Origin of the sequence: Bilophila wadsworthia ATCC 49260 (assembly GCF_000701705.1) — a bacterium.
GTDB classification, from domain to species: domain Bacteria; phylum Desulfobacterota; class Desulfovibrionia; order Desulfovibrionales; family Desulfovibrionaceae; genus Bilophila; species Bilophila wadsworthia.
Genome location: NZ_JNJP01000007.1, coordinates 44,159 through 59,589, shown reverse-complemented (window position 1 = coordinate 59,589; position 15,431 = coordinate 44,159). Strand labels below are relative to the sequence as shown.

Annotated in this window: 9 protein-coding genes and 1 pseudogene; 8 read left to right on the top strand and 2 right to left on the bottom strand. The window is 58.3% G+C overall.

The genetic code is table 11. The annotated features are described in order from the left end of the window. Positions 1–42: 42 nt before the first annotated feature. The 3 genes from T370_RS0105015 to rarD all read left to right on the top strand — a co-directional run bounded on the left by T370_RS0105015 (position 43) and on the right by rarD (position 4,026). Positions 43–1,500, top strand: coding sequence for an aspartate ammonia-lyase (locus tag T370_RS0105015; protein WP_005027437.1), 1,458 nt, complete (start codon positions 43–45; stop codon positions 1,498–1,500). Between the two features lie 40 nt (positions 1,501–1,540). After that, a complete protein-coding gene (locus T370_RS0105010) occupies positions 1,541–2,965 on the top strand; it encodes an aspartate ammonia-lyase (protein WP_029434958.1) in 1,425 nt (474 codons plus the stop codon). A gap of 110 nt (positions 2,966–3,075) precedes the next feature. Next, the gene (rarD, locus tag T370_RS0105005) at positions 3,076–4,026 is read left to right on the top strand and encodes an EamA family transporter RarD (protein WP_029434957.1); all 951 of its coding nucleotides are present in this window, start codon (positions 3,076–3,078) and stop codon (positions 4,024–4,026) included. Between the two features lie 172 nt (positions 4,027–4,198). Here the strand turns inward: rarD and mttB are convergent. Further along, positions 4,199–5,677, bottom strand: a pseudogene (gene mttB / locus T370_RS25935) ([trimethylamine--corrinoid protein] Co-methyltransferase). Between the two features lie 522 nt (positions 5,678–6,199). Between mttB and T370_RS0104990 the strand changes: the two are divergent. From T370_RS0104990 to T370_RS0104970, 5 genes are all read left to right on the top strand, one after another. Next, positions 6,200–7,759, top strand: coding sequence for a BCCT family transporter (locus tag T370_RS0104990; RefSeq protein ID WP_029434955.1), 1,560 nt, complete (start codon positions 6,200–6,202; stop codon positions 7,757–7,759). 104 nt (positions 7,760–7,863) lie between these two features. Continuing rightward, positions 7,864–9,294, top strand: coding sequence for a trimethylamine methyltransferase family protein (locus T370_RS0104985; RefSeq protein WP_029434954.1), 1,431 nt, complete (start codon positions 7,864–7,866; stop codon positions 9,292–9,294). Positions 9,295–9,731: 437 nt separating this feature from the next. Next, complete coding sequence (nhaC, locus tag T370_RS0104980) at positions 9,732–11,144, top strand: Na+/H+ antiporter NhaC (RefSeq protein WP_029434953.1); 1,413 nt, start codon at positions 9,732–9,734, stop codon at positions 11,142–11,144. A gap of 10 nt (positions 11,145–11,154) precedes the next feature. Then, positions 11,155–12,708, top strand: a complete 1,554-nt coding sequence (locus T370_RS0104975; RefSeq protein WP_005027419.1) for a sulfatase family protein — start codon at positions 11,155–11,157, stop codon at positions 12,706–12,708. Positions 12,709–12,759: 51 nt separating this feature from the next. After that, positions 12,760–13,269, top strand: a complete 510-nt coding sequence (locus T370_RS0104970) for a 3'-5' exonuclease (protein ID WP_029434952.1) — start codon at positions 12,760–12,762, stop codon at positions 13,267–13,269. A 319-nt stretch (positions 13,270–13,588) separates the two neighbouring features. Here the strand turns inward: T370_RS0104970 and hflX are convergent, their stop codons facing one another. Continuing rightward, a complete protein-coding gene (gene hflX, locus T370_RS0104965; protein ID WP_051643736.1) occupies positions 13,589–15,217 on the bottom strand; it encodes a GTPase HflX in 1,629 nt (542 codons plus the stop codon). Positions 15,218–15,431: the final 214 nt, after the last annotated feature.

Genomic DNA, 15,431 nt, shown 5'->3' with positions numbered 1-15,431 from the left:
GGGGGTGCCCCCTTCATTCCCTTTCAGCAGGATACCAAGCCCATGCGTATAGAAAAAGATGCCCTTGGCGAAATGCCGTTGCCGGACGGGGCGTATTACGGCATTCAGGCGTTCCGTTCCCTCTCGAATTTCGATGTGACGGACAAAACCTTCAACGACTATCCCGCCGTGGTTCGCGCGCTGGCGGAAATCAAGAAGGCCTGCGCGCTGGCGAACCGGGACATCGGCGCGCTCGGCGCAGATAAGGCCGGCGCCATTGCCCGCGCCTGCGACGACATCCTTGAAGGCCGGATGGAAGGGCAGTTTCCCGTCAACATCTGGCGCGGCGGCGGCACTTCCATCAACATGAACCTCAACGAGGTCATCGCCAACAGGGCCAACGAACTGCTCACGGGGCACAAGGGATACGAGCAGGTCCATCCCAATACGCACGTCAACATGTGCCAGTCCTCCAACGACGTCTACCCCACGGCGGAGAACATCGTTCTGTACCGCGAGACGGGCCGCGCGCTGGAAGGCGTGGCCGCGCTCGAAAACAGCTTCGCCCGCAAGTCCAAAGAGTTCGGAGGCGTGGTGCGTCTGGGCCGGACCTGCCTTCAGGACGGCGTGCCCATGACGCTCGGCCAGGTGTTCGCCGGGTTCCACGGGGTCATCCGCCGCAGCCGGGAACGCCTTGAAGCCTTGCGCGAGGGCTTCCGCGTCGGCGTGCTCGGCGGTACGGTCATCGGAACGGGGCTCGGCGTGCTGCCCGGCTATGTGGAGGCCGTCTATCCGCACCTGAGCGCCATTGTCGGCTTCGAAATGCGCTTGCCGGATACGCCGGAGGGGAGCCCCGTCTCCGATGCGGGGCTGTTCGACGCCATGCAGAATGCCGACGGCCTTCTCACATTGTCAGGCGCACTCAAGGTACTCGCCTGTTCCGCCGGAAAGATCGCCAACGATTTCCGCCTGCTGTCCTCTGGTCCCCGGTCGGGGTTCGGCGAAATCCGTCTGCCTGCCGTGGCCCCCGGTTCTTCCATCATGCCCGGCAAGATCAATCCCTTCATGTGCGACCTTGTCGTCCAGATCATGCATCAGGTGGCGGCAAACGACTGGGCGATCACTATGAACGCCTCCGCAAGCGATCTCGATCTGGCCAGCAACGCCACGGTCAGCTTCTTCGCCTTGTTGCAGTCTCTGGAAATGATCGGCAACGGCTTCGCCCTGTTCAGCGAAAAATGCGTCGAGGGTATTGTCGCCAACGAGGCGGTGTGCCGCCGTTACGCCGAGGAATCCACATCTCTCGCCACCATCGTCAGCACGTTGTATGGCTATGAAACCGGAAGCCGCATCGCCGGGATAGCCTACAGGGAGGGCATCACCTGCAAGGAAGCGGCCCTTCGCGAAAAACTCATCCCCGAGGATGCGGCGGAGGAACTTTTCGACGTGGAAGCGCTCGCACACCGTGCCGGGAGCGTTGCCCTGCTGAAAAAATATGGCGGGATGCGCTCCATCGGCTGACGGAGCCTCAACGATTATTTGCCACTTGAGGAGAACGTTCATGCGTAAGGAAACCGACGCGCTCGGTGAAATGCTGTTGCCCGATGAAGTCTATTACGGCATTCAGACGGAACGTAACCGACAATGTCTTGCCATTACTGACGATCCGCTGTCAGCTTATCCGGCCTTCATCAAGGCCGTCGCCCAAGTGAAGAAGGCGTGCGCCCTGACCAATAAGGAAATCGGCGCGCTCGATGCGGGCAAGGCGGATGCCATCATGCGGGCCTGCGACGAAATGGCGGACGGAGCCTTCAATGCCGATTTTCCCCTGTGTATTTTCCGGGGATCGGGTACCCCCTTCAATATGGCCGCCAACGAAGTGCTGGCGAACCGGGCCAATGAGATTCTTACCGGATACAAGGGCTCTGATCAGGTTCATCCCAATACCCACGTCAACATGTGCCAGTCCTCCAACGATGTGGTGCCGACCGCCAAGGGGATCGCCATCTATAATGAAGTGGGCCGGGTTCTCAAGGCCGCTGCGCACCTTGAGGCGGCTCTGGACGCCAAGGCCGCAGAGTTCGCCGATGTGGTCAAGATGGGACGTACCTGTTTGCAGGATGCCGTACCGATCACGCTGGGGCAAGAATTTTCCGGTTATGCTGCGGGAATACGTCGGAATCGGCTGTTGCTGGAAAGGGAACGGGCGCGCTGGTGCACCGGCGTGCTCGGCGCCACTGCCGTGGGTACGGGCATGGGATGTATGCCCGGCTTCTCGGAGCATATCTACAAGAACCTTTCAGCCGTCTGCGGGCGTGAGATTCGCCGTGACGCCAATCTGTTCGACGGCCTTCAGGCTTCCGACTCCTTCATCATCCTGCACGCGCACCTGCAAGCTCTCGCCACCGTGGCGGCGAAGGCGGCCCTCGATATCCGCCTGATGGGTTCCGGCCCGCGCGCGGGATTCGGGGACATCGTCATCCCTGCAGTGCAGCCCGGCTCATCCATCATGCCCGGCAAGATCAACCCGGTCATGACGGAAGTGATGATTCTGGCCTGCCACCGCGTAGCGGGCAATCAGGCGGGCGTGGGCTTCGGAGCCTTCTCCGGGGAACTGGACCTCGGCGCCTCCTCCGCCGTGCCGATCCGCAGCATCCTCAACAGTATCGACATCCTGAGCCGCAGCATGGTGCTCTTCGCGGACAAGTGTGTGAAGGGCCTTTCCGCCAATGCCGAAAAATGCCTCCATACGGCCGAACGCTCGACCTCGCTGGCGACGATGGTAAGTGCGCTCTTCGGTTACAAGATCGGCAGCCGTGTGGCCAATCTGGCGTACGAACACAATATTACCTGCCGTGAAGCCGCCGAACGGGAACACCTGCTTTCGCATGAGGCTGCGGACGATCTTTTTGATCTGTTGTCGTTGACCGACGTGAAAAAAACCGAGGCCCTTTTCGCCAAATACGCCGGAATCCGCAACGTCTGATCTTGTCCCCAACGGAAAGAGGGCTGGTTTCCCCCGCTGGCTCTCTTTTTGTCCGCCGGGCCGTCGTTTTCGGAACGCACGGCCCGGATTTGCCTTCAAAGGAGGGAACGATGGAACACCGTTCACCCCGCACTGCTGCGGGCGGCCTCTCTCAAAGGCAAGGCATGGGCATCCTTTTCGGCGTGTACCTGTCCTTCGGCCTGAGCCCGCTGTACTGGAATCTGCTGCACGGGGTTTCGGCCCTCGAAATGGTCAGCCACCGCTCGCTTTGGGGAAGCCTGATCATCGCCGCCTTCATGGTGTGGAAGGGGCAGTTTCCCGCGTTTTTCCGCGCGATCAGGGATCGGCGCGAGATCGCGCTTATCGGTTTGTGCAGCCTCGCCCATCTCTGGAACTGGTGGATATACATATGGGCCGTCACCAACGGCAAGGTGCTCGAATGCAGCATGGGACACTACATCGTTCCTATGATCAGCACGATACTGGGCTTTCTGTTTTTCAGGGAGCGTCCGGGCCGCCTGCAATGGATGGGCATCATCTTCGCAGGGATCGGCGTGCTTATTCTGCTGATGGGATATGGAGCCGTCCCGTGGGCCTCACTGAATGTGGCCCTTTCCGCGGCGTTGTTTGCGTTCTTTCGCAAACGCGCCACGGTCGGAGCCGCTCCCGGTATGCTCATGGAACTGCTGTTTTCCGCGCCGTTCCTGTGGGGTTACCTGATCTGGCTGGGAGAAAGAGGGGAAGGGCATTTCCTCGCAGGAGGCGCATACATGGATCTGCTGCTCATCGGCTGCGGATTCGTCTCCGCCATTCCCCAATTGGGCCTGAGCCTCGGCATCCGCAGCGTGCCGATGATCTCGCTGGGCATCATGCAATACATTTTGCCGACTACGGTTTTCATGCTCGGCGCATTCGTCATGCGCGAACCCATATCGGCGAGCAAGCTGCTGGTGTTCCTGTTCATCTGGGTGGGTGTTGGGTGCTTCCTGTCCGGTACCGTCTTTTCTACCGGAAGAAAAAAGCTCCGGCAGGTAACGGAAATAGGGCGGGTGAAGTATTGAGGAATGAGGGGTTTATTGAGCCCTAAGCCATGACTGGAAGAAGGAAGGATCCTCAGGTGCGCGCTTGTCGAGGACACCGGAGATGGCAGGGGAAGTGGCGGAAATAGAAGTATGCCCCAGTACGCGAAGAAGGAGAAGACAATATTGCCTGTTGCCTTCTCCTTCTTTGTTTTTACTCCAGGCTTTCCGGCACGCCGTAGTCACGTTCGGCGGCGTTGAGCACTGCCCTGACACGGGCACATGCCTCCTCAGGGAGGGGTTCCGGTTCCCATGTGGCGAGGAGTTCCTTCGCGGCAATGAGCGCGCGGCTTTCCATGTCGAGGTGCCCCGCTTCGTTCCAGCGGTCACGGGTAAGGCGATCAATGAGTTTGGGCTTTGATTGGATATACATGTTTTCAAAGGTATTCATATGCGCGAGGAAATCACTGCGCGGACCGACCTCCTTGATCACGTCCACGGAAAGCGTTTCATCGTTCACAACAATGCCATCCATGCTGAAAAGCATCATCTCGGCCATTTCGGCGTCCATCAAGAGCTGGCTGTAGCTGATGGTCATTCCCATCTCCAGCATACCGAGACCATAAATGATGTTGGCACCTGCCAGCATCGGCAACAGTCCGGTCAGCGTCTTTTCATGTCCGCTCTGGGCATCCCCGCATTTGCTGTCCCCCTATCCGCCCGCCGCCCAGGAGGGCAGCTTGTAATAGCGGGCCATAGCCGCGACCCCGGCGTTGAGCACGGCCAGTTCCGGCGTACCCACTACAGCCGCGCCGTAGCGCAAATCCATTGCCGTTGAGGAGCTTCCATAGATGAACTTGGCGCCCCGCCGAGTGGTTTGCGCAAGGACAAGCCCGGCGAGGGCTTCGCAGTTGTGCACGACCAATGCCCCGGCGAGGTTCACCGGAGTGGAGCCCCCCGCCATTCCCATTGAGAGCACGTTGACCGTCGCGCCGTTCCTGGCCGCCGTCATGATGACTTCGCATACGTCCGCCGTCAGTTTGAGCGGGCTGATCGGACAGGTATTGAAGGTCACTGGGCAGCGTTCCTCAAAGTTTTCCTCCCCCACAGCGGCCTTCGCCATATCGATCATGTATTGGGTGAGTTTTCCGTTGCCGCCGCCTGTGAACACATGCTTGGTCGTGTTCATCAGCAGGGCTTCGTAGTTATGCAGTTCAGCCACCTGCTCGGGGTAGTCCTGCGCCCCTGCCATACGTTCGCAAACCGGGATGACGTCGAGGGCGTCCACAACACGGGTGAGCTTCTCGACGTCTTTTTTGGTGGTGTTGCGTACCTCGCCGGTATCGGGATCGATAAGGTACACCGCCTCGCCGAAATTTGTGAACATGACGCGCGTGCTGTCGAGCACCACGTCACGGTCCGGGGTGCGCCCTGCGAGGAGCAGGGTTTCGGGCGCACATGATACGGCATCCGCAACCATCCACTGAGGGAATCTGACGATGTCCTCGTCGATGACGGAAGCACCTGCCTCGACAAGCAGCGCACGGGCTTCGGGCGAGCCGATAAGCACTCCCGTATGCTCCAGCACTTCAAGGGTAGCCCGGTGGATAGCGTCCATCTCGTCCTGCGTGAAGACGTTGAGACTCATCCCGCCGGTGGTGAGGCTACCTGCTTTTTTCCAACGCTGTGCCATATGACCTCCTTGCTGGACTGTGAAGCCTTCCGCAAACAGTGGTATGCGGGAACGGCTAAACTAAAAAAGTATTATTTTATAATATGTTAAAAGATATATTTAAAATATGAAAGATATTTCTGTTTATGATGTGTCTATGCTAGCCTAACGATGGGCCAAGAGCAAGTTCTTTTTGAAATTTTATTTAATCATTTGAAATATAAAAATATTAATATGCATCCTTCCTAAGGAAAACTCTTTTTTTGGGTGAGGTGTGCTTGCAAAAAAAGAGATAGTGATATATTTATCGTGCGTACATATATAAAACAATTCCATTCATATATGACACCGCATCAATAGCCAATAAGATAGAATTATTGAATAAATTTATGTGTACACATGTTTTGCTTGTCCCCTGATGAACACCTTTACGCAGTACGAAGGAGGTTTCCATGCATCGCTTTATGCGATTCCGCACATGACCCAACCAACGCCGTTCAAGGAGGTTCCACGCATTCCCCCAAAAATTGAGGAGCAGTTTTTATGGAAAGCGCCAACGATCCAAAGAAGTTCAGCATTCTTGGCAACTACGACAATAAGATTTTTTGGCCAGTGGCCATCTTGTACGGATGCATTATCGCCTATGCCATCATCGATCCCTCCGGAGCCGGGGCGACCTTCAGTTCCATCCAGCGTTTCATCATTGCACATTTCAGCTGGCTCATCCTGCTTACCGGAGCGAGTGCCATCTTTTTCTCGGTCTGGATGGCTTGCAGCAGCCGTTTTGCAACAGTGAAGCTCGGTGCGGCGGACGAAAAGCCGGAATTCTCTTTCTTTGCATGGGTCGCCATGCTGTTTTGCGCAGCCCTCGGCACAGGTTTCGTCATCTTCGGGGCTGCCGAGCCGCTCTATCACCTGTTCACCGCCCCCACGGTCATGGATGCCGGGAGCGCTGGGGCCGTTCGGGGCGTCCCCGAGGCCATCCGGCTCTCCGTAGTGAACTGGGGCCTATTCGGCTGGCCGCTGTTCGCCGTCGGTGGATGGGCTATCGGGTATGCGGCCTATCGCCATAATAAACCTCTCCGTACTTCCACCGGGCTCTACGGCCTTCTTGGCGAGCGCTGCAACGATACCCTGGTCAGCAAGGCTGTGGACGTACTCGCCGCCATCGGCACTATCGGCGGCGTATCCATGATGATCGGCCTTGGGGTAGCCTCCATCAGCTACGCTTTTCAGATCCTCTTCGGCATTGAATTGGGCGCGACAGGCAAGTTCTCGATCATGCTTTGCTTCATCCTCACCTACATCATCAGCACGTCCACCGGCCTTGCGCGCGGTATGCGGTATCTCAGCGAATCCAATGGATACATTACCCTTGGCTTGCTCTTTGCTGTGCTCATTCTTGGCGCCACTCCTTTTACTTATGTGATCAACATGCTTATGCAGGTCGCGGGAGAATTCCTTTTCCGCTTGCCTCAGAACCTGCTCTGGACGGATGCCGGGAATTTTGAGCCGCGAGAGTGGTCGGGCTCATGGTTCATTTTCTATATCCTATGGAATATTTCGTATGTTCCGTTCACAGGCGGCTTCATCGCCCGTATCTCGCGTGGGCGCACCATGCGTGAATTTGTCTGTGGCACGGTACTTGTGCCCCTATTCATGACTTTGCTGTGGTTCTCCGTATGGGGGAGCAATTCCTGCTATGAACAGCTCAAGGGCTTCCTGCCCCTTTGGGAAACCGTGCAGGGCAGCCCGGAACAGGCCCTCTACATCCTGCTCGGCTCATTCCCGTTTGGCTCGGTGCTGTGCTTCATCGCCTTTATCTGCTTCTGCCTGTTCGCCATCACTACCGCCGACGCCGCTTCCCACTTCATTGCCCAACAGACGACCAACGGCATTGAAGTACCCCGCCTGACCATGCGCGTCTTTTGGGGCTGCACCATCGGGTTTACGGGCATCCTCTTCCAAGTCACGGGAGGCTTTGCGGCCATCAAGTCCCTTGCCATCGCGGCGGCGGCTCCTTTTGTACTTGTTACGTTTGCCTACATCATCTCCATCGTGAAGATGATGAAGCACGATAGGCAACAGGAGGAAACGGAGTAGACGGGAACGTAGGCGGGGCAGCCCTTCCCAAAGGGGCGGCTGTATCCGCCTGCCATTCCGGTGCGGTTCCCCTTATGGGCTGCCATACTGAAAAGGAGTTTGATATGTCCTATTTCAATAGAGAATTCAAAGTATTGAGCCGTGAACAACTGGAACGGGTCCATGCTCTGACGCTGGACATCCTGCGGGTCAAGGGCGTGTTGTTCCATTCGGAAGTTGCCCGTGACATCCTCGCGGCACACGGTGCGAAAGTGGACGGAGCGTGTGTCACATTCCCGGCCTCCCTTGTGGAGCGTTGCCTTTCGCAATGCCCGGCCGGTTTTGTGTGGCGTGCCCGTGATCCACAAAAAAGCATTTATACGGGAGAAGGGCAGACGGATGTATTCGTCATGCAGGATCATGGCCCGGTCTATGTGCAGGAGCGCCACGGTGAACGCCGTCATGGGACCATGCAGGATGTAATCAATTTTTATAAGCTTGGGCAGACCAGCCGGGTCAATGCCATCGTCGGTCAATGTACCGTCGACCCCCATGAGGTGGATGGACCCAACAAGCATCTGCTCGTCACCCATCAGCTTCTCAGGCATACCGACAAGCCGATCATGTCGTGGCCGGTAGCGACCATTGGAGAGAACGAAAAGGTCTTCAAGATGATCGAAATGGTTATGGGTGAGGGCTACCTCGCTTCCCACTATTTCGTGACGGCTTCCGTGTGCGCCCTTTCGCCGCTTCAGTACGCACAGGAGTCAGCCGACACCATCATAGCCTACGCCCGTGCCAACCAGCCTGTTACCGTGCTCACCGCTCCGATGACAGGAGTGAGCACGCCCATCAGTGACATTGGCGCTCTTGTCGCCCAGAATGCCGAACTCCTTGCGGGCATTGTCCTTGCGCAACTTGTGCAGCCCGGTGTTCCCGTTATCTACGGGACTGCCACATATGCCGCCGACATGCGCTCCGGGGCATTCATCACCGGTTCCCCCCTTTCCAACCTTATTGATCGCGCCGCGCTGCAGCTTGCCCAGTCGCTTTACCATATGCCCACCCGTACACTCGCGGGCAATACCGACGCCAAAGTGCCGGATATCCAAGCCGGATATGAGACAATGCAGAACTATATCCAGCTGCTCATGGGTGGCACCCATATGATTAATGAATGCCTTGGCATTCTTGATGGCATGATGACGGTATCTTATGAGAAATACATCATTGACGAGGAAATGCTGCGGCGTGTTGGTTGTATGATGCGGGGGCTTGACACCAGTGAGGCTTCTTTTGACATGGGTGTGCTCCTCGAAACGCCGCATATGGAGCCTTTCCTGATGCACGAATCGACCCTCGCCGCCTGTTCCGGGCAATGGCAGCCTGATGTGGCTTGCTGGAGCAACTACGATACATGGTTTGCGGAAGGTTGCCCTTCCATTCTGGATAGGGCTGCGGAAAAATGCCGCGAGCGCCTGGAGTCCGCCCCTGACGATCTTCTGACCCCAAAGCTCAATCAGGAACTTTCCGCATTTGCGGAGGCAACTGTTTAAGATGAATAGGTGACTTTTTGAGAAGAGCCCCGGACAGCCCATACTGCCGGGGCTTTCGCATTACTCTGTGCCTTTCTTCGCGGGCGTTTGGCTCTTGTTTATATTGCGGCATCCGAAGATGGCAAAGGGAGCCGATGCCTGGGCACAAGGATATCACCACTACGAGAGCATTTTATGCTCATGCTTTGGCATTGTCTCAGCGCAGGGCGCTCTGGCTCTCCCAAACTGCCCCAAATGGTGGTAATATGGGTGGTTTAATATTTTTTAGCATAGGATATAAAATGAACGCCTTTTGCGGGGAAAGGGGTGGGGCGTGAGTTGTCTTTTTGTGAAGAGCGGGTCATACTCGGAAGAACAACAAAAAACTCAGAGCCCGTGTGCTCGCCGGTACCCGTTCCTGAAGGGGACGGACGGAAGACTGTGGAGAGGAGTGTGGAATGGAGACGAAAGGGAATAAGCCTTCTTTAGGATGGGCGATCCTGTCGTTGGTGTTGCCTGTTGCGATGATCCTGTACGGCACGCTCGTTGTCGGCGTGCGGCCTCCCGTGCTGCCGCTCATCGGCGCCGTGGCGCTGGCCGGTCTTATGGGGCTGAAGACGGGCTACCGTTGGGAAGAATTGCAGGAAGGGATGTTTGAGGCGCTCGGACGCATCCAGATCGCCATCGCCATCCTTGCGCTGGTAGGCATGATCATCGCAGCGTGGCTCGCCTCGGGGACCATTCCCGCCATCATTTATTGGGGGCTGAAACTGATTGCGCCCGAACATTTCCTCCTGTCCGCCATGGTGCTGTGCTCGGTGGCCTCCATCGCCACAGGCACTTCATTCGGGACCATGGGGACCATCGGCGTGGCGCTGCTCGGCGTTGGGCAGGCGCTCGGCTATCCCCCGGCCATGACGGTTGGGGCCATCGTTTCCGGCGCGTACATCGGCGACAAGATGTCTCCGGTATCCGACTCGACCAACATTACTGCGTCCGTCTGCGAAGTGCCGCTTTTCGATCATATCCTGTCCATGCTCTGGACGACGGTCCCGGCGTTCGTCGCGGCGGGGATCGTGTACACCGTGCTTGGTTTCTCCTTCGCGCAGGAACAGACCGCTTCGCTGGAAAGCCTCAACGCGATCCTCAGCGGCCTTGAAGGGCATTTCAGTTTGGATTTTGTGGCATTCATCCCGCCCATCCTGATGATCGCCTTGGCGTATAAGCGCTTCCCGGTCCTGCCGGTCATGGTGGCGTGCCTGCTCAGTGCCGTGGCCATCGCTGTGTACGAGGGCGTGGCCTTCAACGATCTCGCCAAGATGATGACCTCCGGCTACGTTTCCAAGACCGGCATCAAGCAGCTTGATCCGCTGCTGTCCCGCGGCGGCCTGCTCAGCATCATGCCGACGGTCCTGCTGCTGTGCTCGGGCATGGCCTTCGGCGGTATTCTGGAACGCTCCCGCGTGCTTGAAGTCTTGCTCGACGCGGTGCTGAAGGGTGCCCGTTCCACTGTCCGTCTGGTCGCGTCCGTGCTGGCGGCGGCTTACATCATCAATTTGGGCACGGGCAGCCAGATGCTGGCGGTCATCGTGCCCGGCCGCGCCTTCCTCGACTCGTTCAAGAAGGCCGACATCAGCCCGCTCGTGCTGTCGCGCACCTGCGAGGACGCCGGGACCATCGGCTGCCCGCTGGTGCCGTGGAGCGTCCACGCGTTTTACATTGCGGGCGTGCTCGGCGTCAGTGCGTTCGATTTCGCGCCGTATGCATTCCTGAACTGGTTCGTCCCCATTTTCTCCATCCTGTGCGCCCTGACCGGCTTCGGCATCTGGCGTTTGAACGGCACGCCGGTTCACGGCTCCAGAAAAGCCTAAAGAGGACAACATGTCTCCGATCAAGAATGTGATTTTCATTATGCTGGATACGCTCCAGTTCAACTATTTGGGGTGCTACGGCAACACGAACGTCAAAACGCCCAATCTGGATCGTTTTGCCAGACAAGGGTTCCTGTTCGAGAACGCCTATAGCGAAGGGCTCCCTACCATTCCCGTCCGCAGGGCGATCATGACCGGGCGCTTCACTTTGCCCTATGCCGGGTGGAAGCCGCTGGATCTGAATGACACCAGCCTGACCGACATGCTGTGGTGCCGGGAAGTGCAGACGGCGCTGGTGTACGATACGCCGCCCATGCGCCTGCCCAAGTACGGCTATTCGCGCGGGTTCGACTATGTAAAGTTCTGCAACGGGCATGAGCTGGACCACGAGACGTTCCATAACGTGCCTCTGGACCCCGCCGTGAAGGCCGAGGACTATCTGTCGCCCGGCATGTTGCACAGGAACGAGGACGGCGAATACGACAGTTCGTCGCAGTCATTGATCCGGGAAGCCGAGTGCTACCTCAAGCAGCGTCAGTTCTGGAAGTCGGACGCCGACAACTATGTCAGCGTCGTCGCCCGGGAAGCCGACGACTGGCTGCGGCGCAAACGCGATCCGAAGCGGCCTTTCCTGATGTGGGTGGACTCGTTCGATCCCCATGAACCTTGGGATCCGCCGTCCGTCTGGGAAGGGAAACCGTGCCCGCATGACCCGGACTATCAGGGCAATCCGATGATCCTTGCCCCGTGGACCGAGGTCAAGGGGGTGATGACGGAAGAGGAGTGCGCCCATATCCGCGCCCTGTACATGGAAAAAGTGGAACTCGTGGACAAATGGATCGGCAACCTGCTCGATTCGATCCGCGAGCAGGGGCTTTGGGACGAGACGATGGTGATCATCACCTCGGACCACGGCCAGCCCATGGGCAACGGCGAACACGGGCACGGCATCATGCGCAAGTGCCGCCCCTGGCCCTATGAGGAATTGGTCCATGTTCCGCTGCTCATCCATGTGCCCGGCCTTGAGGGTGGGAAGCGGATCGAAAGTTTCGTCCAGAATGTGGATGTCACGGCGACCATGATGGATGCGCTCGGCTACGGGCAGTCCGCGCTTTCCGAAGCCGGACATGAAGGCATCCAGACCTACGGCGCGGACGAGATGCACGGCATCAGCCTGCTCCCGGTCATGCGCGGGGAGACGGATACCGTGCGCGAGGTCGCCATAGCCGGATATTACGGCATGTCGTGGTCGCTCATCACCAAGGATTGGTCGTATATCCATTGGCTCAAGAACGATATCGATACCGACGAGATGAACCGCCTTTTCTATGACGGCTCGGGCAAGGGCGGCAACGCAGGCCGGCAGTCCGCCGAACTGGAAATGAAAGAGGAAATGTGGACGTGCGTTCAGGGGGCCGAAGTGACGGTGCCCGAGCAGGACGAACTCTATGACAGGCGGGCCGATCCGTTCCAGCTGAACAATCTGGCTGGCGAGCATCCCGAAAAGGCCAAGGAACTGCTTCAGCAGTTGAAGTTGTATATCGGTGAATTAAGGACCCTGTAGTTTAGGAAAAGGCGGGGGATTTCCCCGCCTTTTTTGTTTTGGGAAGACACGATGGCCGACCCCGTATATGTCGCTCTGGATTTTGAAACCGCCGACTATCAGCCGGACAGCGCCTGTGCCGTAGGGTTGGCGAAAGTGCGCGGCGGCGAAGTCGTCGACACGCTGTATAGCCTGATCCGTCCCCCGAGGCGGCGTGTCCTGTTCACATGGGTCCACGGCATCACGTGGAAGGACGTGCAGGGCAGCCCCACGTTTTTTGAATTTTGGCCGCAGATGGCGTCGTTTCTGCAAGGCGTTACGCATCTTGTCGCGCACAACGCCCCTTTTGATCGGCGGGTGCTGGAAGCCTGCTGTCAGTCCAACGGCATAGCCCTTCCGGATCTTCCTTTCGTGTGCACGCTGCGGGAGTCGCGCAGGAAGCTCAAGCTTCCTTCCCACAAGCTTGATGCCGTTTGCCGTTACTGCGGCATCCCGCTTGATCATCACCATGCTGGTTCGGACGCCATCGCCGCCGCCCGGATTTTGATATATCTTCAAGGAGAGTCGCAGGGGGGAGAGTGAAAGAGTAGGGAACTGCTGGCACGGCCCACACCTTCCTTTTTCCCCTTAAGCCGTTTGACCGATGGGGGCAATACGGAAGGGGATTCTGCCGCATGGTCGCTCTCACGGTCAGATGGATTGTGGAGCTGTTCCATGTTTATCGGGATGCGGCTTTTCTGTGCTTTTTTCCTCATAGGCTGTTGTAACAGTGGGACGGTACCAAAGAAAACGCGCCACAGGATCAAGGGGATTCCCTTGTCCGTGTGGCGCGTGTTTTTCGTGTGCTGTAATGTCGGCCCGGGGGAGGAACGCGTGGCGTTTTCCGGAGTAGGGCGGCTTATCAGTACACTTTGGGCATGGGGCCCGTTATTTCGATGTTGGCCGTCGTTTCCCAGTGGATCGTGTTTTCGATGCAGCGGGAAAGCGCGTTGAGGCCGTCCCGGGTTTCCGCCGAAATGGGCAGGGCATCGGGCCATCTGTCGCGCAGGATATCGCGCATCTCGTCCTCCAGCCGGTCCCACTTGTTGAGGATAAGGACACGCGGAACTTCGTTCAGTTCCATATCGGCAAGGATGCCGTCCACAGCCGCGATCTGGCGGTCGAGCTCGGGATGCGAGGCATCGGCCACATGCAGCAACAGATCGGCGGCTTCCAGTTCCTCAAGGGTGGCTTGAAAAGCTTCGGTCAATTCCTTTGGGAGGTCGCGGATAAATCCGACCGTATCCGCCAGTACAAGTTCGTGCTCTTCGGGGAAGCGGAGCCGCCGGGTGGTGGGGTCCAGCGTGGCGAACAGCTTGTCTTCCGCCAGCACCTCCGAACGGGTCAGGGCGTTGAGGAGCGTCGATTTTCCGGCGTTGGTGTAGCCCACCAGCGCGGCTACCGGCAAACCCTGCCGGGCGCGTCGGGCACGGGTAAAGGCCCGCTGCTGGCGCAACCCATCAAGCTCTTTCTTGATCTTGGCGATACGCTCACGGATGCGGCGCCTGTCCGTTTCCAGCTTGGTTTCCCCCGGGCCACGGCCGCCGATGCCGCCCATGAGCCTGTCCATAGCCCGGTTTTTGCCCACAAGCCGGGGCTGCGTGTACTTGAGCTGGGCCATTTCCACTTGCAGCTTGCCCGCCCTGGTCGTGGCGCGCTGAGCGAAGATGTCCAGAATAAGCTGTGTCCGGTCGAGCACTTTGCGCTCGGTGACTTCCGAAAGGCTGTTGAGCTGAGCGGGCGTGAGTTCGCCGTCGAAGATGATCAGCGAGGCTTGGCCCTGCAAGGCCAAAATCTCAAGTTCCGTCAGTTTGCCTTTACCCAAAATATGCCGGGGATGGATGTCGGCTACCCGCTGGATAAGCGTCCCGGTCACCACGATGCCTGCGCTGCGCGCCAACTCCCGGAGCTCTTCGATGTGCGTTTCCTGTATGGCGCGGGGGAGGGGAGAGACGGATACGAGGATCGCCCGGGGGCTGTCCCCCGCCTCCGAAGCTTCGGAGAGCACACGGCCAAGCTCCTCTTCCAGCGAGACGGCTTCGGCGTTGAAATCGATGTCCACACGATCCCATGCGGTCATGGGGTGGATGCGGTAAGGCTTGCTGTCCGCGTTGGGGGGAAGCAGGTGCCCGCTCTGAAAGCTGACGGGATCGCCGTAATCGTTGACGGTCAGCACGGAAACGCTGTCCAGGCGCAGGAACAGCATGTCCATCAAGTCTTCTTGCGAAAGCCCGTCCGGAGAAAGGTGCGTGTGCATCAGGCGGATGCCGCGCAGACGGCCCGCCGCGCCGCGCCCGCGCGGCAATTCCGGGATCAGGATGGACGCGGGATCGCCCACGATAACCATATCCACCTTGCCCTGCCGATCGATGACGAGGCCGACTTGACGCCCGAGCGCACGTGAAAGGAGCGCGAGTTCGCGGGCCTGTTCCGTTGTGTAGCCGCCCTGTACGGGATATCGCCGTTGCCCCAGACGCGTCAGCGCCTTCATCTGGCTGGGCTTCAGGCCCGCCGTGTTGCCTTCCAGTCGCGTAGCTATGATCAGTGCCTCGTGTTTATGGATGAAAAACGGAGCTTGCCTCTTTCCAAGGTGCTCCCCTGTGATCCGATGGCGCGTGTTTCGGAGGCGTTGCCATCAACGGACACGCCGTATGATGCGGAAAAGTTACCTTTGAGTCAAACACGGAAATCCCGTCTCCCCAGCC